The organism is Sorangium sp. So ce362, assembly GCF_051519845.1.
In the GTDB taxonomy this organism is placed as follows: domain Bacteria; phylum Myxococcota_A; class Polyangia; order Polyangiales; family Polyangiaceae; genus Sorangium.
Genome location: NZ_CP150332.1, coordinates 2,370,400 through 2,395,434 on the forward strand (window position 1 = coordinate 2,370,400; position 25,035 = coordinate 2,395,434).

The following is a 25,035-nucleotide window of genomic DNA, read 5'->3' on the forward strand; positions in this document are numbered from 1 at the left end:
AGGCAGGGGGCATGAGAGAGAAGCCGACGTTCACCGGGGAACCGAGGGAGCCGGACGAGCGAGATCCCGATATCTGCGTGGTGACCTGCGCGCTGTCAGGCGTGCTCGCCAGCCGCAAGCAGTGCCCCGCGATCCCGTACACGCCGGTCGAGATCGCCGAGGAGGCGAAGCGGGCCCACGACGCAGGGGCGGCGGCGGTGCACATCCACGCGCGCAACGACGACGGATCGCCGACGTTCTCGCCGGCCGTGTTCGCGAAGATCAAGGAAGAGGTGCGGCGGCGCTGCCCGGTGATCCTGAACTTCTCGTCGGGCACCCTCCTCGAGGACGTCAGCGAGCAGTGCACCTATATCCGCGAGAGCCGGCCCGAGATCGCCGCCCTCAATATGGGCACCATGAACTACTCGAAGTACTCGCGCGCACGGAAGAGCTTCGACTTCGATATGGTGTTTCCCAACACGTACGCGAAGATCGGCAAGCTCCTCGCCGCCATGAACGAGGCGGGGACGAAGCCCGAGCTCGAGTGCTTCGATACAGGGCACACCCAGGGCGTGTGGCCGCTCATCGACATGGGCCTGCTCAAGCCCCCGCTGCAGTTCTCGTTCATCGTCAACGTGCTGGGCGGCATCCCGGCGCACGTGGAGTCGCTCCAGCTCCAGACCAAGATCATGCCGCCCGGCTCGGAGTGGGAGGTGATCGGGATCAGCCACGGGCAGTGGAGGATGCTGGCGGCGGCGCTCGTGCTCGGCGGCAACGTGCGGTGCGGGCTCGAGGACCACTTCTACCTGCCGAGCGGCGAGATGGCGCGCAGCAACGGCGAGCTCTGCGAGGTGGCCGTGCGCATGGTGCGCGACGTCGGGCGCAGGCCGGCGACGGTCGAGGAAGCCCGGCAGATCCTGGGGCTGCGCGGGGACGACGCGGTCGGCCCGGCGGAGGGGGCGGCGTCGTGACGGCGGGCGCGTACACGGTCATCCAGGCCGCCTCCGCGGGGGGCGTCCTCCGGCTCACGCTGAACAACCCGTGGCGCAAGAACGCGATCGGGCCGGCGATGGTGAACGAGCTCCTCCACGCCCTGGAGGTCGGCATGGCCGACGCGGCGGTGCGCTGCGTGGTGCTGACCGGCGCGGGCGACGCGTTCTGCGCCGGGGGCGATTTCGCGCAGCTCTCGGGGGCGGAGGGGGCGCCGCAGCCCGAGGTGAAGGGCGATTACGCGGATCTGCTGCTCGCCATGGCGAACGCGGGCAAGCCGATCGTGGCGCGGGTGAACGGGCACGCGCTGGGCGGCGGGCTCGGGCTCGTCGCGGCGTCGCACGTCGCGATCGGCGCCCGCGGCGCGAAGCTCGGGACGCCGGAGATCAACGTCGGCCTGTTCCCGATGATGATCATGGCGGTGCTCCAGCGGCACGTGAGCCGCCGCAAGCTGCTGGAGATGATGCTCCTCGGGCAACGGCTCGACGCCGACGAGGCCGCGCAGTGCGGCCTGCTCAACAAGGCGGTGGAGCCGGGGGCGCTCGACGCCGCGGTCGACGAGGTGACGTCCACCCTCGCCGCGAAGAGCCCGATCGCGGTGCGGCTCGGTCTGGAGGCGTTCGCGGCGCAGGACGACCTCGATCTCGAGTCGGCGCTGCCGCTCCTGCGCGAGCGGCTCGCCGGCTGCCTCGCGACGGACGACGCGCGCGAGGGGCTCATGGCCTTCCTGGAGAAGCGGCAGCCCCGGTGGTCGGGCAGGTAGGCGCGCCGGGCGCGTGAGAGCTTTGCGGGGGACGGGAGGGCGTCGCAGTCCGCGGCGCTCGCTGGCTCTCGGTTGAGGCGGCCCCGCTCTCCGGCGCGCGCCACGAAGGCGAGGCGCGCGCCGGAGAGCGGGGCCGCAGGATGAGGTGGCCCGTGAACATGCGTGAGCTCGTGAAGGACCTCGAGGCCCGCCGGGAGCAGGTGCGGCGGATGGGCGGCGAGGAGCGGGTGGCGAAGCAGCACGCCCGCGGGAAGATGACGGCGCGGGAGCGGCTCGCCGCGTTCTTCGACGACGGCGTGCACTTCGAGGTCGGGATGCACGGCACGCAGATGGGGATCGCGGCCGGCGCGGACGGGAGGGACCGGCCGCCGGCCGACGCGGTCGTGTGCGGGTTCGGCAAGGTCGACGGCCGGATGGTGTGCGCGGCGGCGTACGACTTCACCGTGAAGGGCGGCAGCATCGGGCACACGGGCGAGGAGAAGGTGACCCGGCTGCGGCAGATGGCGCTCCGCGGCCGCTGGCCGATGGTGTGGTTCATCGACTCGGGCGGGGCGCGCATCGATCCCGGCTCGATGCACCCGGACAGCATCTCGCTGTTCGCCGGCACGGGGCACCTGTTCCGCGAGCAGGTGCACATGAGCGGCGTGGTGCCGCAGGTGGCCGCCATGGTGGGGCCAGGCGCCGCGGGCACGGCGTACATCCCGGGGCTCGCGGACTTCGTGCCGATGGTCAAGGACATCGGCTCGATGGCGCTCGGCGGCCCGGCGCTCGTGCGCGCGATGACCGGCGAGGACATCTCGGAGCAGGAGCTCGGCGGCAGCAAGGTGCACGCGACGAAGAGCGGCGTCGGCGACGCGGAGGTCGCGAGCGACGCCGAGTGCGTCGCCGCGGTGAAGCGGTACCTCTCGTTCTTCCCGTCGAGCTGCGACGAGGAGCCGCCGCGCCTGCCGGTCACCGATCCGATCGAGCGGCGGGAGGAGTCGCTGCTCGACCTGTTGCCCGAGAGCCCGCGGCGCGCTTACGACATGCTGAAGCTGATCGACGCGATCGTCGATCACGGCGAGCGGCTCGACCTGAAGCCGCGGTGGGCGCGCTCGATCATCACCTGCCTCTCGCGCATCGGCGGCCAGCCGGTCGGCATCGTGGCGAACCAGCCGACCCAGATGGGCGGCATCCTCGACGTGGACGCCGCGGACAAGGCCGCGCGCTTCATGCAGATCTGCGACGCGTTCAACATCCCGCTCGTGTTCCTGCAGGACGTGCCGGGCTTCATGATCGGCTCGAAGGTCGAGCACGAGGGGATCATCCGCCACGGGGCGAAGATGCTGCACGTGATGGCCGCGGCCACCGTGCCGAAGATCACGGTGGTCGTGCGCAAGGCGTACGGCGCCGGCTATTACGTGATGTGCGGGCGCGCGTACGAGCCGGACCTCATCGTCGGCTGGCCGACCGCGGAGATCAGCGTGATGGGGCCGGAGGGGATGCTCGGGATCGCGGCGAAGAAGATGTTCGGGGACACGCCGCCGCCCGCCGAGGTGAAGCAGGGGATTGTCGAGGCGATCCAGAAGAACATCGACGTGATGAAGGTCGCCGGGTGGGGGCTCATCGACGACGTGATCGATCCGCGGGACACGCGCAGGGTGATCGCGTGGGGGCTCGAGCTCGCGCGGAAGAAGCGGGTGGAGCGGCCGGAGAAGAAGCGGGGGATCCTCCCCGTCTAGCGCGTGGCGCGGGCGCGGCGGGGACGGAGAGCCGGAGGAGAGAGAAGACCGCCAGGGCACCGAGAGGGAAGGATAACCTTGTAGTTTGGCACCGCGCCGACGCGCAGGCCAGACTTTTCAGGGATCACTCGTTCTCGTCATGGTCATTCTTCCTCGTTCATCGTTCCGTTTGGCGCCTGGCCCTCATCGGACTCCGGCGGCTTCGGCGTCGGCACGGGCCGCGGCGCGGCCGTGTAGAACGGCTCCGGCGCGCTCTTCACGCGGAGGAGCGTCGAGTTCTGGGCGGGGACGATGGCGGTATATGCGTCCAGGCCGAGCCGGGTGCCCGGCTCGTTCGCATGCAGCGTGGCCGTGACCCGGTAGAGGCCCTCGCGGGCGAACGTGTTGTTGGGGCAGACCTCCCGCAGGAGGAGCGAGAGGTCGACCGACGCGCCGGGCTTCAGTGTTCTGAACAGGTCGCGCGGGATCGCCCCCGTCGGCGGGGACGCCGCGCACACGGTCGTGCCGTTCGGGCCGGCGACGTAGAACTGGAGCATCCGCGGCCGGACGGCCACGGTCATGGGGCGCTTGCCGGCGTTCCTCGCGCTGACCCGGACGACGATCGAGCGAGGGCTCGCCGCGTCGGACCAGGGCTCGCTCGTGAGCTCCAGGCGAGGCGCGTTGGCGTCCACGATCAGCCCGCCCGGCGAGCCGGCGCCGTGGTCTCTGGGTGACGGTGCCCGCGGTGCAGCGGCCTCGCCGGCTGGCCTGTCCGCGGAGACTTGAGCGGTCTTGTCGCCCGCGGGCCGAGCGGTCTTGTCGGCCTCGGGTCGAGCCGCCGCGTCGGCCGACGGCTGTGCCTGCTCGCCTGCCGGAGAGGGCGGTTCGACGCCGTCCGGGTCGCCCGCGGCGGCTTCCTTGGGGGGCAGATCGTAGCTCAGCACGACGGTGGGCGCGGCGAGCCCGGTCGCCGGGGCGAACGCCGGCGGATCGTCGGTCGACTCGACGGCGAACGGCGGCGAGGGCGCCTTTCTCGACCACTTGGGCGGCGGGCCCCAGCCGTACCACGCCCTCACCACCGAGCCGCCGGCGAGCGCAGCTGCGTCCTTGCCGAAGCAGAGCAGGCGCGGATCGAAATGCTCCATGTACGACTGGCCGGGCGCGAGCAGGAGCGCGCGCCGCTCCGGAAAGCCGCTCGGCTTGAGCCCCGCGGGGGCGGCGCAGCGGACCGTCTTCTTCGTGCGCTTGTTCAGCGTGTCGATCTCGAAGCGCAGCAGCCGCACGTCCGCCGGGATGCGCATGGGGCGCTCCCCGTCGTTGTCGAGCCGCAGCGTCCACGGCCCCCGAGGAGACGGCGCGATGAGCCAGACGCGCGCCGGCGCCGGCGGCAGGGGCGGGGGCTCGGGCGCCTTCTTCTTCGCGCCCGCCCTGGGCGCGGCGGCCTTGGCCCTGCCAGCCGGCGCGGCGGCGTCGGCCTTCGGGCTCCCTGCCGGCACGGCGGAGCTCGGCTTCTCTCCCGGCTGCGCGGGACCCGACTTCTCTTCCGCAAACGCAGGGCTCGACGCGAGCCCCAGAACGGCCACGGCGGCCGACGCGGCCGACGCGGCCGATGCGAACAGACAGGCGATCCGGGCGAGACGTGTGCGCATGGAGGATCCGTTCGGGAGCGAACGCTTCCGCTTTCTTTCTGGGGGCGTCAACCTTAGCGTGGCCAGCGCGCCTGGCCTCCCTCGGAGGGCCGGGCCGCTGTCTCCCATCGCTCGAAGCGTGGTCATGCGCGGTCTGTACGCCATCGTCGACACCGACTCGCTCGCGCCTCGCGGGCTCGATCCGGCGGCGTTCGCCGAGGCCGTCCTCGACGCGCGTCCCGCGGCCCTCCAGCTCCGCGACAAGCGGGGCGGGGCGGCAGGCACGCTCTCGCTCCTCCGCGCGATCCGGCCGCTCGCGGCGCGCGCGGGCGTGCCGCTGTTCGCGAACGACCGGGCGGATCTCGCGGTGCTGGCGCGCTGCGATGGGGTGCACGTCGGCCAGGACGATCTCCCGGTGCCCGCGGTGCACGCGCTCGCGCAGCGCGCCGGTGTCGCCCTGCGCGTCGGGCTCTCCACGCACACGCGCGCGCAGCTCGAGGCCGCGCTGCAGGGGCCGCCCGAGCACCTCGATTACGTCGCGATCGGACCCATCTTCACGACCTCGAGCAAGGAGCGCCCGGACGCCGTTGTCGGTCTCGAGGGGCTCGCGTCGCTGCGCGCGATCGTCGAGCGGGCGCGGCCGGGGCTGCCGGTCGTGGCCATCGGCGGGATCTCGCTGGAGAGGGCGCGCGACGTGGGCCCGCTCTGCTCCGCCGCGGCGATCATCGCCGCGCTGCTGCCGGAGCAGGGCGCGCCGACGTCGCGCGCGCTCGACGAGGTGAGCGCGCGGGCGCGGGCGCTCAAGGAGGCCCTCGCGCCGGCGGCGCCGCCCGGAGGGGGCGCGCGATGAGCCTCACGCTGCTCGCGGCGGCCGCCGCGGCGGTGGCCGTGACCGTGGGCTACATGGCGGCGCGCCGCGAGCGGGAGGCGTCGGGAGAGGACGGCGGCGAGAACGAGCGCGCCGCGCCGGCGGCGTCCCCCGAGGGCGCGCCGTGGGACGAGCTGCCGTTCGCGCTCGGCGACGTGGTCCTGGCCGGAATCGAGGAGCGCTGGCTCTCGGGCGCGATCGTGGCGCGCGAGCGGGGCGAGATCGTCGCCGCGGTGTTCCTCGCGCCCGAGGGCGCGGCGCAGGGGGCGGTGGCGGCCTTCCCCGCGCCGCGGCGCGAGATCCTGTGGCTCGCGCCCGCGGCCGTCGACTCGCCGGAGGAGCCGCCGGCGACGCTCGAGATCGCGGGCATGACCCTGCGGCGGCGGGCGCGGCTGCCGGCGGCGCTGGAGCGCCTGGGGCAGGGCGCGCCCTCGCTGGGCCACGCGGGGATCATCGCCCTGTACGAGGGCGGCGGGCACGACGCGGCCGTGGTGATCGCGAGCGAGGGGCGCATCCACGCCTGGGCCGGACGGCGCATCGAGGACGGCGGGTACGAGCGGCTGGGCGGCGGCGGCGAGGGCTGACGCGGGCCTGCCCCGCGGGGGATCGCTGCGTCCCTCAGCCGATGACGCTGCGCAGCTCCGCGATCAGCGAGGCCATCGCCAGGCTCGGCGAGGCGTTGCGCTCGAGCTGCGCCACGGCGCGGGAGACCGCCGCGTAGCGCCTGGCCGAGACGACGGCGCGGCGCGGATCGGCCGCGACCGTGGCGCGGGCCTCGCGGGCGAGCGCCGCGTTGAGCGCGCGGAGGTCGTCCTTGAGGGCGCCCTTGTCGCGATCCACCGACTCCGCGAACGCGACGGCGGGACCGAGGTCCCGGGCGGCCGCGGCCGCGAGGGCGCTCTTCACGAAGGCGTCGCGCGCGGCGGTCTGCTCCTCGTCCGCGAGCTCGAGCGCCGTGGAGGCGCTGCCCGCGGCGAGCTCCACGGCGAGGTCGTGGCGCTCCTCGGGCACGCCGTGATCGCGGAGGATGCCGCGGACGATCGGCTCGGAGAGCGGGGCGAAGCGCACGGGCAGGGTGCGCGAGCGGATCGTGTTGAGCAGGCGATCGCCGCGCGAGGTCAGCAGGACGAAGTGGGTGCCGGGCCGCGGCTCCTCGAGCGTCTTGAGGAACGCGTTCGCGGCGCCGACGCTGAGGTCCTCGGCGTCGCGGACGATGAACACCCGCGCGCGCCCCTCGTGCGGCGTGTAGGCGGCGTGCGCGAGCACGATGGCGCGGACCTGGTCGACCGAGATCTCGGTCAGCTCGTCGCGGCTCCGGCCGATGACGGCGGCGGGGTAGAAGTTCTTCGCCACGATCTGCACGTCGGGGTGCAGCGGCGACGCGGGGCGCCCCGCGGCGCGCGCGGCCGCGCGCCGGCACGCGTCGCAGCGGCCGCAGCCGAGCGGGTCGCCCCCGGTGCAGACGAGCGCCTGCGAGAGCGCGACGGCCGCGAGCTCCTTGCCGACGCCGGGCGGGCCCTCGAAGCGGTAGGCGTGGTGCACGCGACCCGCCTCGAGCGCGCGCACGAGCGTGCCGACCGCGGTGTCCTGGCCAAGGATGTGGGAGAACGGCACGGCCCGCTATCTAGCACGACCGGGGCGCGACCAGATCCCGGCTCGCGCGAGAGGCCGCCCGGCGTCCGCCCGCGCCGCGATCGTGCCGCTCCTCATTGCGAGCGGCGGTGATAGCTTGCCGCGCATGCGCGTCCTCGTGCTCGGCGGCACTCGATTCATGGGTCATTTCCTTGTCTATCGCCTGCTCGCGGCGGGCCACCAGATCACCCTCCTGAACCGCGGCGCGACGCCCGACCTGTTCGGCGATCGCGTCGCGCGGATCCGCTGCGACCGGGCGGCCGGCGATCTCGCGCAGGCGCTCGGAGGCCGCGAGTTCGACGTCGCGGTGGACTTCACCGCGTACACGGCCGCGGACGGCCGCGCGGCGGCTGTGGCGCTCGGCGGCGGGCGCGTCGGCCACTACGTGATGATCAGCACCGGCTCGGTGTACCTCGTCCGCGAGGGGTGCCCGCGGCCGTCGCGCGAGCGCGACTACGACGGCCCGCTGCTCAAGGAGCCCGCGGGCGAGGAAGATCGCGCGGCGTGGGCCTACGGCATGGGCAAGCGCGGCGCCGAGGAGGTGCTCGCGGCCGCCTGGCGGGACGATGGCTTCCCCGCGACCGTGCTGCGCCTCCCGATGGTGAACGGCGAGCGCGACCCCTACCGCCGCCTCGAGCGCTACATCGCGCGCGTGCTCGACGGCGGCCCGCTGCTCGTCCCGGACGGCGGCAGGAACCCCGTGCGGCACGTGTACAGCGGCGACGTCGTGAGGGCGATCGCGAAGCTGCTCCTCGTGCCGTCGACCTTCGGCGAGGCGTACAACCTCTGCATGGAGGAGACGCCGACGCTCTCGGAGCTGCTCGCGCTCGTCGCCGAGCTGCTCGGCGCGCCGGCGCGCCTCGCGCCCATCTCGTCGGCCGCGCTCCGGGCCCGCGGCATCGACCCGGTCGCGATGTCGCCGTTCAGCGACCGCTGGATGTCGGAGCTGGATCCCGCGAAGGCCAGGGCGGAGCTCGGCTTCCAGCACACGCCGCTCCGGCGCTGGCTGGAGACCGTGATCACGTCGCGGCTCGCGAACCCGCCGTCCGAGCCGCCGCCGGGCTACGAGCGGCGCGCAGAGGAGATGTCGCTCGCCGCCGGGACGGGGGCGGGGAACGCCGGCGCAACGTGAGATAAGAGGTAAGCTGAGCCCGTGAAAGGCGGGAGGGCCGGGAGGTCGTGCGCCGCCCGCGCGCCTCGCCGTGAAACCTCCGAAGGACTGGAGAGCTCGCGATGCAGGATGTAGAGCCCGGGCGGGTCTTGGCGGCCATCGACGCCTTCCTGAGCACGCCGCTCGACGCGGCGCTGTCGCGGCATCGCGAGGTCGATCCGTCGGCCGGCGCGCTCTCGCTGTTCCACGAGGTCGCCGCGACCGTCCCTGCGTATCGCCGATTCCTCGACGAGCACGGCGTGGATCCGGCGGCTGTCCGGACCCCCGCGGATTTCGCGGCGCTCCCGGTGATCACGAAGCAGAACTACGTGCTCCGGCATCCGATCGCGGACCTGTGCCGGGGCGGGCGCGTCGAGTCCTGCGACATGGTCGCCGTCTCGTCGGGCTCGACGGGCAAGCCGACGTTCTGGCCGCGATCTGTCACGGACGAGCTCCCGGTCGCCCGGCGCTTCGAGCAGGTGTTTCACGACAGCTTCCGGGCCGACGCGCGCCGCACGCTCGCGGTCGTGTGCTTCGCGCTCGGCTCGTGGGTCGGCGGGATGTACACCGCCGCGTGCTGCCGTCACCTGGCGGCGAAGGGGTATCCGATCACGGTCATCACGCCGGGCAACAACAAGGACGAGATCTTCCGTGTCGTCCTGGATCTGGGGCCGGCGTTCGACCAGGTGGTCCTGCTCGGATATCCGCCCTTCCTGAAGGACGTGATCGACACGGGGCGGGCGCGCGGGATCGACTGGGCGCCTCTCCGGATCAAGCTCGTGACGGCCGGCGAGGTGTTCAGCGAAGAGTGGCGGAGCCTGGTCGGCGAGCGCGTCGGGTCGACGTCGCCCTGCTACGATTCGGCGTCGCTGTACGGGACGGCGGACGCGGGCGTGCTGGGCAACGAGACGCCGCTCAGCATCGCGATCCGCAGGTTCCTCGCCGGGAGGCCGGACGCCGCGCGCGCCCTCTTCGGTCAGGACCGGCTCCCCACGCTCGTGCAGTACGACCCCGCGGCGCGGTTCTTCGAGCAGCGCGAGGGGATGCTCCTCTTCTCGGGCGAGAACGGCGTCCCGCTCGTCCGTTATGCGATCCTCGACAGCGGGGGCATCCATTCGCACGCGGACATGATGGCGGCGCTCTCCGGCTTCGGCTTCGATCCGCGGCGCGAGCTCGACGGGGAGCGCGGCGCCCGGGAGCTGCCGTTCGTCTATGTGTTCGGGCGCTCGGATTTCACGGTGTCGTACTTCGGGGCGAACATCTATCCGGAGAACGTGGTCGTGGGCATCGAGCAGCCCGGCGTGAAGGAGTGGGTGACAGGGAAGTTCGTGCTGGAGGTCCGCGAGGGCGCGGACAGGGACGCGTCCCTCTCGGTGGTTGTCGAGCTCGCGCCGGGGGAGGCGGAGAGCGACGCGCGGCGCGAGGCAGCGGCGCGGTCGATCGAGGAGCACCTCGCGCGGCTGAACAGCGAGTTCAGGAGCTATGTGCCGGCGGGGAAGCGCGCGCCGCGGGTGACGCTGAGGGCGGCGGGAGATCCGGAGTACTTCCCGCTCGGGGTGAAGCACCGGTACACGCGCAAGTCCGGGGGGTGAGGGCGGCCGAGATCCACGAACTCCTCGCGCGACAGGTCCGGGCCGGCGTGGAAGACGCGCCATCGCGGCGCGGCGCGACGCCTCGGCCCGTCCCCCCGCGAGGCGGCCGGGGGAGCGAAGCGACGCGGGCGCACTCGCTTGCTGCTCCTGCTGGTAGAAGGGTCGCCCAGACCATGCTCGATCCCTCCCCCCCGCTCCTCGTCCTCGGCTGCGGCTTCACCGGCGCGGTGGTCGCCGGCCTGCAGCGGGCGTCCGGCGGCCGCGTCGTCGCGACGACGCGCTCCGCCGAGCGCGCCGCCGAGCTCGCGCAGGCCGGCATCGACGTGCGCGTCCTGCCGGCGCTCACCGCCGAGGCCGTCGACCGGCTCGTGGCGGACGGCGCGGACGTGCTCGTCGCCTTCCCACCCGACGGCGCAACCGACGCCGCGATCGCGCCGTCGCTCCGCCGCGCGCGCGCGATCGCGTACGTGTCGTCGACCGCCGTGTACGGCGACGCTTCGGGGCGCATCGACGAGGCGACGCCCACGTCGGCCGACGGCCCGCGCGCCGCGGCGCGCCTCGCGGCCGAGGCCGTGTACCGCGAGCGCGGCGCCGTCGTGCTGCGCGCCGCGGGCATCTACGGCCCCGGCCGCGGCCTGCACCAGCGGCTGCTGCGCGGCGACTTCCGCATGACCGGCGAGGGCGATCAGCAGGGCAGGAACGTCGTCTCGCGCATCCACGTCGAGGACCTCGTGCGCCTCGCGCTCGCGGCCCTCGCGGGCGCCGCCCCCGGCGAGGCCTTCCTTGTCGCGGACGACGCGCCCGTGCCGCAGATCGAGGTCGTCCGCTGGCTCTGCGCGCGGCTCGGCCTGGGGCTGCCGGCCGGCGCGCCGCGGGAGGATCTTCACGAGACGCTCCGCCACGACCGCGCCGTGGACAACGCGAAGATCAAGCGCGCCCTCGGCATGACGCTGCTCTACCCGAGCTACCGCGAGGGGTTCGAGGCGTGCCTGGCCGTCGAGGCCGCGGCGCCGGCCCTCGCCGCGGCCGCTCCTCGGCGTCGCGGGTGAATCGCGAGATCCGGGCCAGCGCACGTGCCAACATCAGGCGTCGAACGGCGCGAGGGGCACGAGGGCCCTCGGTGCCGGTGAAGGAGCATTGCATGAAGCTTGGGTATTGGACGTTGCTTGTACTGGCGGTTGCCGCGGTGGGCGCGGGCTGCGGGGACGACGAGGGCGGGAGCGGCGGCGCTGGGCCGGGAGGCTCGGGCGGAGCGGGCGCCGGCGGGGGAGGCTCGGGCGGGGCGGGCACCGGCGGGGCCGGCGGCACGAGCGACGGCGGGGCCGGCGGGCAGACCCCGATGCCGCCTTGCGAGCCGTCCGACCCCACGCTGGCCGGCCGCGACGCGGACGAGCTGTATGCGGCAGACGAGATCCCGCGCTTCGACTTCCACCTTCCGGAGGAGCGCTGGGCCGAGCTCAAGGAGAACGCCCGCGACGAGGAGTACGTGGAGGCCGAGGCCTGCTATAAGGGCAAGAGCCTGGGCGTCGTCGGCCTGCGCTTCAAGGGCGGTTATGGCACCCTGGCGATGTGCTTCGACGCCGAGGGAAACCTCACCTGCCCGAAGCTCAGCATGAAGGTGAAGTTCGACGAGTACGTCGACGGCCAGCGGTTCTACGCGCAAAAGCGCCTGAACTTCCATTCGATGATCTGGGACCCCACCCGGCTCCACGAGCGGATCGCCTACGGCCTGTACCGGGAGATGGGCGTCGCTGCCCCGAGGAGCGCGTGGGCCACGCTGCACGTGAACGGCGAGTCGCAGGGGCTCTTCTCGATGGTCGAGGAGGTGGACGGCCGCTTCCTGGAGAGCCACTTTCCCGAGGGGCCGGACGGCGATCTCTACAAGGAAGCGTGGCCGGCCACGGGCGACGCGAGCTACTACGCGGAGCGGATCGAGACGAACGAGGACGAGGCCACGCACGAGCGCTTCGTCGCGTTCTCGACCGCCCTCTCGTCCGCCGAGGGCGACGAGCGCCTCGCCGCGCTGTCGCAGTGGACGGACGTCGAGCAGCTGCAGCGCTACATGGCCGTCGACGAGGCGATCGTGAACTGGGACGGGGTCACGACCTTCTACGTCGACAGCGCGGGTGGCGCCAACAACCACAACTTCTTCATCTACGACGAGCCCTCCTCGGGCAAGTTCCACCTGATTCCGTGGGATCTCGACCAGACCCTCGGCGCCAGCACCTACTTTGGCCATGTGCCCCGCTGGACCGAGACGCCGGCGACCTGCCCCACCGTGCTCCCGGTGTTCATGGGCGCCGAGCGGGTGCGGGTGCCGGGCTGCGACGCGCTGTTCGGCGCCTTGAGCCAGGACGCGGCGGGCTATCAGGCCGCGCTCCAGGCGCTGCTCGACGGGCCGTTCAGCGAGGGGCGGCTCGAAGAGCAGGTGGAGAAGTACGCGGCGCTGATCCGCGCTGCCGTCGAGGAGGACCCGCTCGGACCCGGCCTCGCTGCGTGGGAGCTGGCCGTCGAGCGCCTCGAGGACGAGGTGCCGATCCTGCGCGAGCGCCTGGGCCGGTTCGCCAGCAACACGCCCCTCCTGCCCTTCTCGTTCACCGCGGCGGGGATCAACGACTTCGAGGCCGCGGACACGCTCGAGCTGTACGTCGGGACGCTGCTCGCCACCAACAGCGCGTCCGGCGCCGTGCAGAGCCTCACGCAGGACGCGCCGCTGAACGGCGCGCAGAGCCTGCTCCTGAGCTTCGATTTCCGCGACGAGGCGTACGCCTGGGGGCAGTATGTGTACTTCACGGCGCCCGTCGCCGAGGGCTCGGTCGACGTGACGCCGCTCGAGGGCGTCCGCTTCTGGGCGCGCGCCGACGCGGCGCGCTGGCTGCGCGTCGACGTCGAGAGCCCCGCGCAGAGCAACGGGATCGCCGGCGTCCGCCACGGCTGGGACGTGCGGCTCGGCGCCGAGCCGACGCTCATCGAGCTCAGGTTCGCCGACATCGCGCTCCCCGGCTGGGCCATCGACCAGGGGCTCGACCCCGGCGACGACGTGAACGACGTGCTCGCGTCGATCATCGGCCTCGCCTTCAGCCCGGAGATGAGCGGCGTCGGCGCGAGCGGCTTCCTCGGCCGGGGCAAGGTCGACTCGGGCGCCGTCGTGATCGACGACGTCGAGATCTTCGGCGCGACGTCCGGCGCCCCGTGATCGCCTGACGCCGCGGCCCGCCCGATCTCTCCGCGCGCTCTCCGGCGCGCGCCCTTGTGGTCCTTCAGCTCATCTCACCACCGCCGGCCGCGCGGCGCCGCCCGCGGGCCGGCCGGCGGCGTACCCCGCGGCGGAACCCGAGGCCGGCGGCGAGGAGCAAGGCGGCGACCCCGCCCGCAGAGGGCGTGTCGGCGCCGAGGCGGCAGCCGCAGCCCGATGACTCGCCGCTCCCCGAAGCGCCGGCGCCCGAGCCGGTGGACGGCGCCCCGCCCGAGCCGGAAGCGGCGTCGCCCGCGCCGGACGACGAGATGGGGTCGAGCCCCGCGCCGACCGACGACGTGGCGGTGGGCGGCGGCGGCTCGTGGACGCACGTGCCCGCCTCGCACCGCTCGCCCGCGGGGCACACGACCCCCTCGCAGACCTCGACGCACGCGCCCTCCCGGCAATAGGTGCCGGCCTCGCACGTGACGCCGGCGCACGCCGCCTCGACGCATCGCCCGCCCTCCATGTCGCAGCGCTCGTTCGTCGGGCACCCGCGGCAGTTGCACTGGAGCACGCACACGCCCCCTTCGCACACCTGGCCGGAGTTGCACACGACGTCCTGGCACGGGTCGATGCAGCGCCCGGCGCGACAGATCTGGTCGTGCGGGCACACCACACCGTCGCACGGAGCGCGGCACTCGCCCCCCTGACACACCTCGCCCACCTCGCACGCCACGTCGACGCAGGCCTCCTCGACGCACAGGCCCTCGCGGCACACGAACCCCGACTCGCACGGGAACTCCGCAGACTCGCAGTGGTTCACGCAGCGGCCGCGGTTGCACACCTGGTCCTCCGGACAGGGCGCCTCCTCGTCGATGACGTCATCGCAATCGTTGTCGACGCCGTCGCACTGCTCGGCCTGGCTGCCGGGCAGGACGAAGGGAGTGCAGATCACCTGTCCCTGCGCGTCGCAGTCGGAGATCCCGAGGCGGCACGCGCCTATGTTCTCGTCGACCTCGCACGGCTGGCCGGCCTCGGGGCACGTGATGCCGGAGAAGCGGAACAGGAAGTCCTCGTAGTCGAGATCGTTGCCGTTCACCCCTGCCGCGCCGGCCGCGTTCAGGAAGTCGAGATCCTCGAAGCCCAGGTAAAACGTGTTGAGGAGCTCGTTCGACCTGTAGATGAGATCCGAGTACCACGGGCCCGGGGTCGCGCACGCCGTACACTCCACGTTGAACCGGTGCTCGGTGTAATGGTACTGCGTGGCATTCTCGTTGCCGGTGCCGTTCGGGTTGGGGATCAGCACGAACCCGATGAGTCCGCCGGCGTACGCGGGGCTCTCCCGGATCGAGACCGCCGTCAGCTCGCGCATCGCGGCGGGCGGCAGAGAGCCCGAGAAGGGAAAGAGGATCTGGATATCGCTGTCCGGCGCCGCCGTGTTGAGGTTGGCTCCGGTGTCCACAGAAACGTACAGCGGCGGGTCGTCGCTCGCGCGGCTGTCGTCGACGTTGTACCAGCCGACGGCGAAGTTGGCGCCGCCTCCCTTGGCGATGTACTTGCCGCTGAACTCGCAGAGCGGCGAGAACACCTGCGGCTCCACCGCGGCGTCGGCCACGACGTCGATCCTCTCGTCGATGTCGTCATTGTCCGCCGACCCGTTGACCAGGCCGCTCAGTCGTCCAGGGCTCGCAGGCACGACGGTGCCGTTCGGTTGCACGACGTCGGCGCGCGCCGTCCCGCCCGCGCCGAGCGCCGCCAAGAGGGCCACACACCACGCAAGAGCAGACGGTTTGCTGAAGGTCGACCAGCGCATCGGGCTTCCTCTCCTGAAAGGACGCGTGAGTCCGAAACGACAAGTGGACTCCAACTTCGCTCGCTTGTCCAGGCGGACCGCGCTCGCTCGGATCAACGATCGAGCGACGTGGACGGCCATCCAACGCAAGATGACACGATCCGCCTGCGCGCCTCCCTCACCATGAGCTTACGACACCCACCGAGCTCCTCGGTGCCCGACACGTCGCCTGCTGGGGGTCGATGCTCGAGCTCGTGCGTGATCTTGGGGCAACGTGCTCCGGCCCGATCGGACCCGCGATCCGCCGCGCGCCGCCGGCGGCGCGCGATCGACACGGGAGCATGATCGGGCAGCGGCGCCGCGGTCGCCGTCAGCGACGGGAAAACCGCGGTCGATCTGCGAGAGCCTCCGGTTCGCTCGCTCGAAGAGCGGGCGCCGGCCGGATGGTCAAAATCAAGCCGAGTCCGCTCAGCATTCCGAGGACCGCCATGCCAACCACGGCCTCGACGCCGAGATCGTCGAAGAAGCGCCCGGCGCCGAACGCAACGATGACGATACCGAGGTTGAGAAAGCTCGCGTTCAGGGCGGTGATGGTGCCCCGGGCGTGGCGTGAGCTCTGCCCCAGGCCGGCGTGATGGACAGGGCCCGCAATGCCGTACCCCAGCGCCCAGACCACCCCCGCGAGCGCGGCCATCGGCAACGAGAGCGGCGGGAGCACGCCGACCACCAGACATCCGACGAGCGTCGCGACGATGCCGCCGACGACGACCCGCGAGCGCGAGCCGGCGAGCCTCTCGGTTCGGCCGATCAAGGAGTTCCCTACCACCGTCGCAAGTCCAAACGCGCCGACCAGGATGCCTGTGGCCTCGGTCTGCAGGTGGAAGCGACGACGCAAGATCTCGGCCAGGACGGTGGTGACGCCGATCGACAGACCCAGCCACAGAAAGCTCGCCGCGAGCCGTCGCCGGACGCTGTAGATGGCGAGCGCCTCTCGGAACGTCCTCCAGAACCCGAGGTTCCTTGCGACAGCGCGCCGGACAGGCATCCGCCCTACCAGGACGGCGGCCACGAGCGCCGCGGCTGCGACGAGGAGATACGCCGCTCGCCAGTCGAACCGTGCGGCGAGCAGGGCGCTGACGACCGGCATGACGACGAAGCTGAGCGTCAACCCCATGAAGACGCGGCCCGTGGCCGCCGGCTGCGCCTCCTCCTCGATATCGTCGTTGATGATGGCCAGCGCGTTCGGCTGGACCGCCGCGGCGCAGAGGCCCCCGAAGGTGCCAGCCGCGACCGCGTACGTGAAGGAGGACGCCAGGGCGATGAACGCTGCTGCAGCGCTGAACCCGACGAGCCCGGGGAGCAGCAGCGCCTTGCGCCCGAACCGATCGGACAGGGGGCCAAGAAATGGCGCGAGGGAGGCATAAACGAGGGCATAGCTCGCCGGCAACCAGGCAATCCGCGCAGCAGGCACACCGAAATGAGCGCCCATGGCCGTCATCATCGGCCCCGCGATCACCTCCGCCGTCCCGATGAGAAACATGACCAGCATCAGCGGGAAAAGCCGCCGGGTTGGCACATGAGGCACCGCGCGACGAGCGGGGGGATGGCTATCTTGAATTGTCACCCAGTGATTACCTGCGTTGCCGGCGACGGCTTCGCGTCGCCGTCGGGGCCCAGCGTTCGGCGGCCTGTCGCCTCGGTCAGAAAAAGTGAACCTCGAGCTTCAGTTCATCGATATAAGACCAGTTCATGGTGCCGTGAAGAGAAAACTCTTCTGGGGCAAAAATCCGCTCGTCGTTCGGTTCTTCCTCGTAGGTGAGCCCGTTGCAGATGTACCGTTCCAGGTAGTCGTAATCGGTTGGTACGATGGCATCTTTCCCGTGCGCCGTCACGTCGAGGATATAGTTGACATCGCCCGCCTGGTAGATGCTCACCACCGGGGCTAGGTGCGCCATGTCGAGGTGCTTCAGAAACTCGATGCCGAAGTTGTTGGCGCCGACTTCGAAGTCGATCCTGTCTTTTCGCATCTGGTCGGTGACCACGCGAGGCTCTTCGCCCAGGTTATTGTAGAGGTGAAGGTTGGGGGAGTCTTTCCCTGCCTTGTCGTAGATGTACTCGTACCTGGTGTTCTTCACCTTCTTGGCGTTGGAGATGAAGTAGTAGTGCCCCAGGCTATGCAAGATCATGAACGTCTTGGAAGAGAGCGAGATCCCTTCCCGGAACGTGAATGTCTTGTGCTTGATGATGGCTTTGATGTTGTTCGGGTGGGATTCGACCATGTTGTATTCCAGGTCGAACATCTCTGTGGTCTGCTGGACCAGCCTCTCATAGTCGCCCGGGCTGACCATCTCCAGGACGCTCTTGATCTTGTCTTTCTTTGAAGCGACGCTGGGCTTCATCCTTGCTGACGTGCTTTCTTGCGTTTCCATACGATCCTCTCTTGATTTGCCTTGAAAATGAAGTGACAGAAGATTGTCGCCGGGTCGCGAGATCCGCTCTGACGCCGGGAGCGGCCCGCCGTCTCGCACGCCGCGCTACTTCGCGTCGCCGCTCGAGGCGGCGACGCCGTCCAACAGCGAAGGGAGGGCATGGCCCATTCGAAGGCGCTTCGTCTCCAGGTAGGGCGCCGAGAATGGATTGGCCGGAATGAGCGCTGGTGCGCGCGAGGCGACGCGCACGCCGAGCGCCAGGAGCGCGTTCACCTTGTCGGGGTTGTTCGTCAGGAGCCGGATCGACTCGATGCCCAGGTACTCGATCATCGCGGCCGCAGGCTCATAGCCGCGGGCGTCGTCGGGCAGCCCGAGGAGGCGGTTCGCGTCGACTGTGTCGTGCCCGATCGATTGCAGCTCGTAGGCGCGGATCTTGTTTGCCAGGCCGATCCCGCGCCCCTCTTGCCTGAGGTAGAGCACTACGCCGAGGCCGTGCCGCCCGACCTCGGTCTGCGCCGCATCGAGCTGCTCGCGGCAATCGCATTTCAACGAGCTGAACACCTCGCTCGTGAGGCACTCGGAATGGACACGAAGGGTGACCCCAGATTTCCCTTGAACTTCACCCATGACCAGGGCGACGTGATCGGGGGAAAGCCCGTGCTCGGGATTGGTCGGGCTGAGCCAATGAAATACCAGCATCTGAAAGACTCCATGCTTCGTGGGAACAGGAGCCTGGGCGCGTATCTTGAGCTGAGGCCGGATCGCCGTCTTGGGGACGTGCATCTCGCTCTCCTTTCGAACATGTTCAGCCCTCTGAACAAGCGACGATTGCCGCGAGCGGTGACCTCGCCGTTCGGGAGGATGCAGGCATGTCGCTTCGAGGTGCTGTATCGTAGCGTACGTGTCGAACAAACTCAAGAACGCATTTGCGGTCTCCATTCGATTTTTGTCACGGTCGATATGCGCTCGCGAAGCGTGAGATCTCGAACCAGGACCTCCGGCGCGCTGCGGACGGGTTCGATGAAAGAAAGCCAATCTGGGTGAATTGATCTCCCGGGCTTGATGGAGGAGAAAATTCGCGACGTGTTATTCCTCGAGGTACCGATCGCAATCGAAGGCGCCGGTGCATGGTCTACGGCCGCGCGCCCTCCTGCGTCGGCCCGTCAGCGGGGGAATGTCACCACCCGGTGGCCCCCTCCGGCGGGCCGGCGCCGCGCGGCCCGTCAGCCGAACATCTCGATCGCCGCGCCGGTCACGGCCTCCGGTGCGTCGAGCGCGGCATACACGATGAGCCGCGCCACGTCGTCCGCGCTCATCTGCGGAGGGAATCCGCTGCCGACGAGCATGTCGGTGTCCACCGAGCCCGGGAGCACGGCGATCGACTGGAGCCCCGTCCCGCGCAGCTCCTCGGCGAGGCTCTTCGAGAGGCTGACGAGGCCGGATTTCGACGCAGCGTAGGATGCGTTGCCGGGGGACGCGAGGGTCGAGGAGATGCTGCCGACGTGGACGAGCCGGCCGCGCTTCTCAGCGAGCATCGCCGGGAGGAAGGCGCGCGCGACGAGGTACGGGCCGCGGAGGTTGACGGCCATCACCTCGTCCCAGGCGGCGGCCGAGGTCTCGTGGACCCGCGCGCCGCGGCGCACGATGCCCGCGTTGTTGACGACGACGCGGGGCGCGCCGAGCCGGGCGACGACGTCGGCGGCAGCGCGCGCGACCTGCTCCTCGGAGGCGACGTCGCAGGGGATCGGCAGCGCGGCGACGTCGAGGCGGCGGACCTCGTCGGCGGTCTCGTCGAGGCGCGGGCCGGGACGACCGAGGAGCGCGACGGCGAGGCCGCGCCGCGCGAGCGCAAGGGCGGTGGCCCGGCCAATACCGCGGCTCGGCCCGGTGACGACCGCGAGGCCGATCATGCCCGCCCCCCGGAGAGCGTGGCGGCGAGGGCGAGGTCGCGCGCCGGGCACGACTCGGCGAACGCTCCGGCGACCGCGATCGTCTCGATGAGGGCGCCCGATTTGCGCTCCCCCCGCGAGACGAGGCACGTGTGGGTAAGGGAGAGCTTGCACAGCGCGCCACGCGCGCCGAGCTCGCGCACGAGCAGCTCGACCAGCTGCCCGCCGATGCGCTCCTGCAAGGTCAGCCGCCGGGAGAGCGCGTCGAGGACGTGTGCGAGCGTGCCGATGCCGGCGACCTGCGCGCCCGGCAGGTAGGCGACGATCCCGGCGCCGTGGGCCGGCAAGAGGTGGTGCGGGCACATCGTGGTCACGGCGAGGTCGCGCGCGACGACGAGCCCGCGATCGAAGGGGCCCGCCTCCATGGCGCCCTTGCGGAGCATGGCGGCCGCGTCGATCGCCTCCCCCTCGATCAGGTCGTCCGCCCAGGCGTCGGCGACCCGTGCGCCCGTGCCCGCCAGCTCTCCCTCGATGTCGCGCCCGAGGGCGCGAAGGAACTCTTCGATGGCCCGGGCTGCTCTGCGCCGATCGACCATGGCGACCTCTTTAAATTGAATCGGATTCAATTGGGTGGCGAAGGAAAGTGGAGAAAGAAAGTCGATGAGCACGTAAAAAGAGCAAAACGGTTTGGGGATGTCAATGGCGATCGGCTCGTGTCTCTTCGATGTGACATGGTGATATAGAAGTGGCCGGCCAGTGTATCTGTTGGTGTTGTACAGTGATGTCGCGACTGCGCTGAGTGGTCGATTGGCCGAGGCGACGCGCTCGCGGCGTCGCGCGGCGCCGCGAATGATTGACATTTCACCGTGTCTGAATCATGAGCTTTGTTCACCATGAATGTTCGACTTGTGCACGAGTTTCGCTTCGAGGCAGCCCACCGTCTTCCCAAAGTGCCGCCTGGACATAAATGCGCGCGCCTCCATGGCCATAGCTTCAAGGTCGAGGTCGCGATCCGGGGACCCGTGAACGAGGAGACGGGGTGGTTTCTCGATTTCAGTCATCTCTATCAGGCCTGGGCTCCCCTCTACACGGCGCTCGATCATAACTACCTGAACGAGGTGCCCGGGCTGGAGAACCCGACCAGCGAGGTGCTCGTTCGATGGATCTGGGACCGGCTCGCGCCGTCGTTGCCCTTCTTGAAGCGGGTCACGGTCTTCGAAACCTGCGACGCCCGCTGCGAGTACGAAGGCGACTAGAGCGACAAACGGGTTGAAACTGCCTGAAAAGCGCAGAACTTCGAACCGCCAAGACACCGAGGACGCCAAGGACGGAGAACTATCTTGGCGTCCTTGGTGTCTTGGCGGTTCATTTCTCGTTTGATCAACGTGATCGGTGTCCTAGCTCCTCGTCGCTCAAGCTCGTCCCTGGTTCCGTGCCCGCGGTATGCCCCCCGAGGCGGGTGTTCGTCGCGCGGGGCGGGGACGGGCTCATCCGTGCACTCATTCGCTCCTGCTCTCGCTTCAGCGCCAAGCTTATGGGTACAGATCGGTGCTGAGGTACTTCAACCCCGAGTCGCACGCGAGGCAGACGACGGTCTCCCCGCGGTGCGGTCCGGCGAGCAGCTTCTCTGCGGCGGCGACGTTCGCGCCCGTCGAGAAGCCTCCGAAGATGCCTTCGACCCGGGCGAGGCGGCGGGCGGCGGCGATGGCTTCGTCGTCGTTCACGGCGAGATAGCCGTCGCACAGCGCCGGATCGAGGAGGGGCAGCTCCCGGCTGTAGCCGCCACCCTGGATGCGGTGTCGCTGATCGGTCACCTCTCCACCGGCCAGGAAGGGTGCCGTTGTGGGCTCGACCACGTACGTGCGTACAGCCGGCAACGCGTGCTTCAACGCCCGCGCCACGCCAGTGAACGTGCCGCCCGTGCCCACGAAATCGACGAACGCGTCCACCCTACCGCCGGTCTGCCTCAGGATCTCTGCGCCTGTCCCGTGCTCGTGCGCCGCGACGTTGGCCTCCATCTCGAACTGGTCTGTCCGATAGGCGCCCCGCTCGAGCACGATGGCGCGGGCGCGCTCCTCGACAAGCGCGAGATCGCGCCCGCTGACGACGCCGGGCACCGAGTCGGGGTGCTGCGGTACCAGCACGACCTCGGCGCCGAGGGCCATCATCATGCGAGCGCGCTCGATCGAGTTCCCCGCGCTCATCACCGCCACGAAGGGATGCCCGAGGATCGCGCAGGCGATCGCCAGCCCGGCGCCGGTGTTTCCGCTCGTGAGCTCGACGAGCGGCTGCCCGGGCCGCAGGGCGCTCGTGCGGCGGGCGGCGCGCACCATGTCCAGCGCGATCCGGTCCTTCTTGCTGAGGCCCGGGTTACGCATCTCGAGCTTGAGGAGGATGGACCCCTCCTGTCCGCGACACAGGCGGTCGAGCGCCACGAGCGGGGTGTCGCCGATCGTATCGGCCACGCTCGCGACGACCCCCGCCGTGGCTTCGCCCGGCCACCGCGCGCCGGCCGCGCGCCCATCACCCCGGCGCGCGACCAGCAGCGCGGCGTCCCATCCACGCCACGCGCAGGCTGCGTCCATGTGCGCGTCCTGCCGTAGCCAGAGGAGATGATCTTCCACGGCGGCCGGCCGATCGCCGGCGCGCCCTTCCGGCGCCGCGCCGTCCGGCGCGGCGCCGCTCGTCGCCCGCTCGTGGATCAGCTCTCCTGCCGCGCACCCGAGCTCCCGCGCGAGCCCTTCGAGCCGGAAGATGTCCAGCAGCAGGAGCGCGCCGTGCGGCGCGAGGTGCGCGCAGATCATGCGAAAGAGAGCCCTCTTGTCGCGATCGGACAGCCGATGCGCCGCGCCGACCGAGAGGACGATATCGAAGCGCGCATCTCCGAGCCTCGCCGCGATTCCGGGCGGATCGAGGGGCAGCGCGTGGGCCGCGACGATGGAATCGCCGAGCGCATCGCTGGCGCGCTGGAGCGTCGTCTCATCGCCGTCGAGGATCGTGAAGCGGACGCGATCTGCCCCGAGCGTGTCGCGCAGCACGGCTGCAGGCTGGAGCGCGCCGCAGCCGAGATCGAGGACGCGAACATGCCCTCGAGGCAGCGACCGGCCCACGATCCGCGCAGCGGACGCGAGCGCCGCCATGGCCGCGCTCGCCATCTGAATCATCGGCTCGCGAAGGCGCTCGGACGCCTCGAGCGCATCGAAGCGCCTGAGCCAGCGGTTCATCCCATCACCTGCGGCGCGGGGCGACCCGTCGAGGTGAGTCACGCCGGCCCCGCGCGGCGCGCTCGGCTGCTCCGATGAGCGCGCCGAGCATACGCCGCGACGACACCACGGCTCCTCGCGCACATGCTTCCGCTGAAGAAGGACCCCGGCAACCAGCGGGCCGTGCCGCGCATGACCCTCATCGATGGTTCTCCTCGATGGCGATCTGGGCGATGATGTCGCGCATGATCTCGCTCGTCCCGCCGGCGAGGGTCGCGGCGGGCGCGTCGCGGTAGATCCTCGAGATGGCCGACCCTTCCAGGTAGCCGTGGCTGCCGTGCAGCTGCATGCACTCGGCGGCCACGCGGCTCGCTAGCTCGGTGGCGCAGAGCTTGGCCATCGAGCATTCAGCGATGGGCAGCTCCCCGCGCTGGTGCAGCCACGCGGCGTGGTAGACGAGCTGTCGCGCCGCCTCGATGTTCGTCACCAGGTCAGCGATTCGATGTCGGACCGTCTGCAGGCCCGCCAGGGTCCCCTGGAAAGCGCGCCGCCCCAGGACGTGCCGGCGGGTCTCTTCGATGCAGCGATCCATCCCGCCGATGGCCAGGGTGGCTGCGACCAGCCTCTCGAGCTGGAACCCGCGCATCAGGTAGATGAAGCCGCTGCCGGGCTTGCCGATCAGGTTCTCGGCAGGAACGCGCACGTTCTCGAAGCGGAGCTCCGTGGTGTCGGAGCAATGCCACCCGATCTTGTCCTGCCTTTGCCTGGAGATGCCAGGCGAGTCGGCATCGACGACCAGGAGCGAGAGCCCGGTGGCGCCGTGCTTGGCCGTGGTCGACGCGGGGGCGGTGCGCGCCGCCAGCGTGATGAAGCCGGCCGTCGTGCCGTTGGTGACGAAGGTCTTCTCGCCGTTGACAACGAAGCAACCGCCGTCGGGTGCCGCTGTGGTGGCGATGCGATTCAGGTCGGAGCCGGCGTCCTTCTCGGTGATCGCGAGCGCCGCGACCTGCTCTCCGGCGACGGCCTTCGACAGATAGTTGCGCTTCAGGGCCTCGCTGCCGGACGTGGCGAGGTAATGGGTCGCCATGTACTCGTGCACCGACACGGCGGCGCGGAACCCAGCATACCCCGTGCGACCGAGCTCCTCGAGAAACGCCACGGAATGAAATAAATCGAGCTCGGCTCCGCCGTACGTCTTCGGGTAGTGCAGTCCGAGCAGCCCGTGGCGACCCATCTCCAGCCAAGCGTGCCGCGGGATACACCGAGCGCGCTCCCATTCGTCCGCGAACGGCAGAACCTCCCGCGACAGGAACTCCCGTACGCGATCACGAAAAGCATGGTGCTCGGGCGAAAAATAGACAGACTTCATGGCCTCTCTCGATCCACGCTCCTCTTGCCCCGATCCACGTGATGCTCTCCTTGCCCGTCAGCAGGATTCCAGCACGGCACGGATCTGACTCAGCAGCGCACCCTCCGACGTCCGGATGAAGAAGTGCTCACCCGGGAGCGTATGGGCGGCGAACCGCTTTTCCGTATAGTGAGCCCACTCCGGCATGCGGTCCGGCGGAGCGATCGCGTCGTCCACGCCGGCGAACGCGGTGATCGGGATGCCCAGCGGCTGGCCCGCCGCGCCCGACCACGTCTCCGCCAGCTTGATGTCCGCGCGCAGCGTCGGTTCGAGCAGCGTCATGAACCTCTTGTCTGCCAGGACCTCTGGCGGTGTTCCGCTGATGTCGCGCAGCCCCGCGTAGAACTTCTCGTCCGGCAGGTGATGGATCGCCGGTATGTAGCGAGGGACGTGCGGCGCGCGGCAGCCGGCGAGCAGCAGATGCGCCGGGAGCGGCCGGCCCTTCGCCGAGAGCTGGCGGGCGAGCTCGTAGGCCACCGCCGCGCCCATGCTATGGCCGAAGAGGACGAAGTGCCCGGTGAGCAGCTCTCGCAGCGAATCCTCGATGGCGGCGAGCAACGCGGGCCATTCGCGGTATGCCGGCTCTTTGATCCGGTTATCGCGGCCAGGTAGCCGCACTGCCATGATGTCCACGTCCGCCGGGATGGCGTCGACCCAGCTCCGGAACAGCGTGGGGCTGCCGCCTGCGTAGGGGAAGCAAAACAGGCGGAGCCGCGCGTTCGCTCGCGGGGCCGGGCGATAGATCCAGCGATGAGGGCCAGGGACCACGGTACGGATCTGCTCGGTACTCATTTCTGCCTCTCGACGCGTAAGGGCGGGGCGGCCGGCGGCGTT

At 70.7% G+C, this 25,035-nt stretch carries 21 protein-coding genes; 10 read left to right on the forward strand and 11 right to left on the reverse strand.

The features are described 5' to 3' along the window. Positions 1–11: 11 nt before the first annotated feature. The 3 genes from WMF17_RS09430 (at position 12) to WMF17_RS09440 (ending at position 3,453) form a co-directional block, all read left to right on the forward strand. Positions 12–950: a 3-keto-5-aminohexanoate cleavage protein gene (locus WMF17_RS09430; RefSeq protein WP_437601626.1), complete on the forward strand. Its 939-nt coding sequence runs from the start codon at positions 12–14 to the stop codon at positions 948–950. After that, a complete protein-coding gene (locus WMF17_RS09435) occupies positions 947–1,732 on the forward strand; it encodes an enoyl-CoA hydratase/isomerase family protein (protein WP_437601627.1) in 786 nt (261 codons plus the stop codon). The genes WMF17_RS09430 and WMF17_RS09435 overlap by 4 nt, the downstream gene beginning before the upstream one ends. A 158-nt stretch (positions 1,733–1,890) precedes the next feature. Continuing rightward, positions 1,891–3,453: an acyl-CoA carboxylase subunit beta gene (locus WMF17_RS09440; protein ID WP_437604230.1), complete on the forward strand. Its 1,563-nt coding sequence runs from the start codon at positions 1,891–1,893 to the stop codon at positions 3,451–3,453. 143 nt (positions 3,454–3,596) lie between these two features. On the opposite strand, the gene WMF17_RS09445 is transcribed toward WMF17_RS09440, so the two are convergent. Next, positions 3,597–5,081, reverse strand: coding sequence for a hypothetical protein (locus WMF17_RS09445; RefSeq protein WP_437601628.1), 1,485 nt, complete (start codon positions 5,079–5,081; stop codon positions 3,597–3,599). 124 nt (positions 5,082–5,205) lie between these two features. Between WMF17_RS09445 and WMF17_RS09450 the strand changes: the two genes are divergently transcribed. Together WMF17_RS09450 and WMF17_RS09455 are read left to right on the forward strand one after the other, a co-directional pair. Then, positions 5,206–5,910 (forward strand): thiamine phosphate synthase, encoded by a 705-nt coding sequence (locus WMF17_RS09450; RefSeq protein ID WP_437601629.1) that lies wholly within the window; start codon positions 5,206–5,208, stop codon positions 5,908–5,910. Beyond that, positions 5,907–6,512, forward strand: coding sequence for a hypothetical protein (locus WMF17_RS09455; RefSeq protein WP_437601630.1), 606 nt, complete (start codon positions 5,907–5,909; stop codon positions 6,510–6,512). The genes WMF17_RS09450 and WMF17_RS09455 overlap by 4 nt, the downstream gene beginning before the upstream one ends. Positions 6,513–6,546: 34 nt before the next feature. On the opposite strand, the gene WMF17_RS09460 is transcribed toward WMF17_RS09455, so the two are convergent. Further along, positions 6,547–7,542: an ATP-binding protein gene (locus WMF17_RS09460; protein WP_437601631.1), complete on the reverse strand. Its 996-nt coding sequence runs from the start codon at positions 7,540–7,542 to the stop codon at positions 6,547–6,549. A gap of 124 nt (positions 7,543–7,666) precedes the next feature. On the opposite strand from WMF17_RS09460, the gene WMF17_RS09465 reads away from it, so the two are divergent. The 4 genes from WMF17_RS09465 (at position 7,667) to WMF17_RS09480 (ending at position 13,498) form a co-directional block, all read left to right on the forward strand. Continuing rightward, positions 7,667–8,692, forward strand: coding sequence for an NAD-dependent epimerase/dehydratase family protein (locus WMF17_RS09465; protein ID WP_437648950.1), 1,026 nt, complete (start codon positions 7,667–7,669; stop codon positions 8,690–8,692). A 101-nt stretch (positions 8,693–8,793) separates the two neighbouring features. After that, positions 8,794–10,302 (forward strand): phenylacetate--CoA ligase family protein, encoded by a 1,509-nt coding sequence (locus WMF17_RS09470; RefSeq protein ID WP_437648951.1) that lies wholly within the window; start codon positions 8,794–8,796, stop codon positions 10,300–10,302. 173 nt (positions 10,303–10,475) lie between these two features. Then, positions 10,476–11,351 carry an NAD-dependent epimerase/dehydratase family protein gene (locus tag WMF17_RS09475; protein ID WP_437648952.1) on the forward strand — a complete coding sequence of 292 codons (876 nt, stop codon included), beginning with the start codon at positions 10,476–10,478 and terminating at the stop codon, positions 11,349–11,351. 92 nt (positions 11,352–11,443) lie between these two features. Then, positions 11,444–13,498: a CotH kinase family protein gene (locus WMF17_RS09480; protein ID WP_437648953.1), complete on the forward strand. Its 2,055-nt coding sequence runs from the start codon at positions 11,444–11,446 to the stop codon at positions 13,496–13,498. 64 nt (positions 13,499–13,562) lie between these two features. Here the strand turns inward: WMF17_RS09480 and WMF17_RS09485 are convergent, their stop codons facing one another. The 6 genes from WMF17_RS09485 to folE form a co-directional block, all read right to left on the reverse strand. Then, positions 13,563–15,293, reverse strand: a complete 1,731-nt coding sequence (locus WMF17_RS09485; protein WP_437648954.1) for a hypothetical protein — start codon at positions 15,291–15,293, stop codon at positions 13,563–13,565. 349 nt (positions 15,294–15,642) lie between these two features. Next, positions 15,643–16,821, reverse strand: coding sequence for an MFS transporter (locus tag WMF17_RS09490; RefSeq protein ID WP_437648955.1), 1,179 nt, complete (start codon positions 16,819–16,821; stop codon positions 15,643–15,645). A 151-nt stretch (positions 16,822–16,972) separates the two neighbouring features. Continuing rightward, a complete protein-coding gene (locus WMF17_RS09495) occupies positions 16,973–17,701 on the reverse strand; it encodes a hypothetical protein (RefSeq protein ID WP_437601638.1) in 729 nt (242 codons plus the stop codon). 105 nt (positions 17,702–17,806) lie between these two features. Continuing rightward, positions 17,807–18,640 carry a GTP cyclohydrolase II gene (gene ribA / locus WMF17_RS09500; RefSeq protein ID WP_437648956.1) on the reverse strand — a complete coding sequence of 278 codons (834 nt, stop codon included), beginning with the start codon at positions 18,638–18,640 and terminating at the stop codon, positions 17,807–17,809. Positions 18,641–18,924: 284 nt separating this feature from the next. Next, on the reverse strand, positions 18,925–19,611 hold the full coding sequence (locus WMF17_RS09505; RefSeq protein ID WP_437601640.1) for an SDR family NAD(P)-dependent oxidoreductase: 687 nt from the start codon (positions 19,609–19,611) through the stop codon (positions 18,925–18,927). Further along, positions 19,608–20,450: a GTP cyclohydrolase I gene (gene folE / locus WMF17_RS09510; RefSeq protein WP_437648957.1), complete on the reverse strand. Its 843-nt coding sequence runs from the start codon at positions 20,448–20,450 to the stop codon at positions 19,608–19,610. Before folE ends, WMF17_RS09505 begins: the two co-directional genes overlap by 4 nt. Before the next feature lie 33 nt (positions 20,451–20,483). On the opposite strand from folE, the gene queD reads away from it, so the two are divergent. Then, complete coding sequence (gene queD / locus WMF17_RS09515) at positions 20,484–20,846, forward strand: 6-carboxytetrahydropterin synthase QueD (protein ID WP_437601642.1); 363 nt, start codon at positions 20,484–20,486, stop codon at positions 20,844–20,846. Positions 20,847–21,122: 276 nt separating this feature from the next. Here the strand turns inward: queD and WMF17_RS09520 are convergent, their stop codons facing one another. The 3 genes from WMF17_RS09520 to WMF17_RS09530 form a co-directional block, all read right to left on the reverse strand. Beyond that, entirely contained in the window at positions 21,123–22,814 is a 1,692-nt protein-coding gene (locus WMF17_RS09520; protein WP_437648958.1) for a pyridoxal-phosphate dependent enzyme, read from the reverse strand. Positions 22,815–22,992: 178 nt separating this feature from the next. Next, positions 22,993–24,162, reverse strand: coding sequence for an acyl-CoA dehydrogenase family protein (locus tag WMF17_RS09525; protein WP_437601644.1), 1,170 nt, complete (start codon positions 24,160–24,162; stop codon positions 22,993–22,995). Positions 24,163–24,219: 57 nt separating this feature from the next. Next, positions 24,220–24,993 carry a thioesterase II family protein gene (locus tag WMF17_RS09530; protein ID WP_437648959.1) on the reverse strand — a complete coding sequence of 258 codons (774 nt, stop codon included), beginning with the start codon at positions 24,991–24,993 and terminating at the stop codon, positions 24,220–24,222. Positions 24,994–25,035 lie beyond the last annotated feature (42 nt).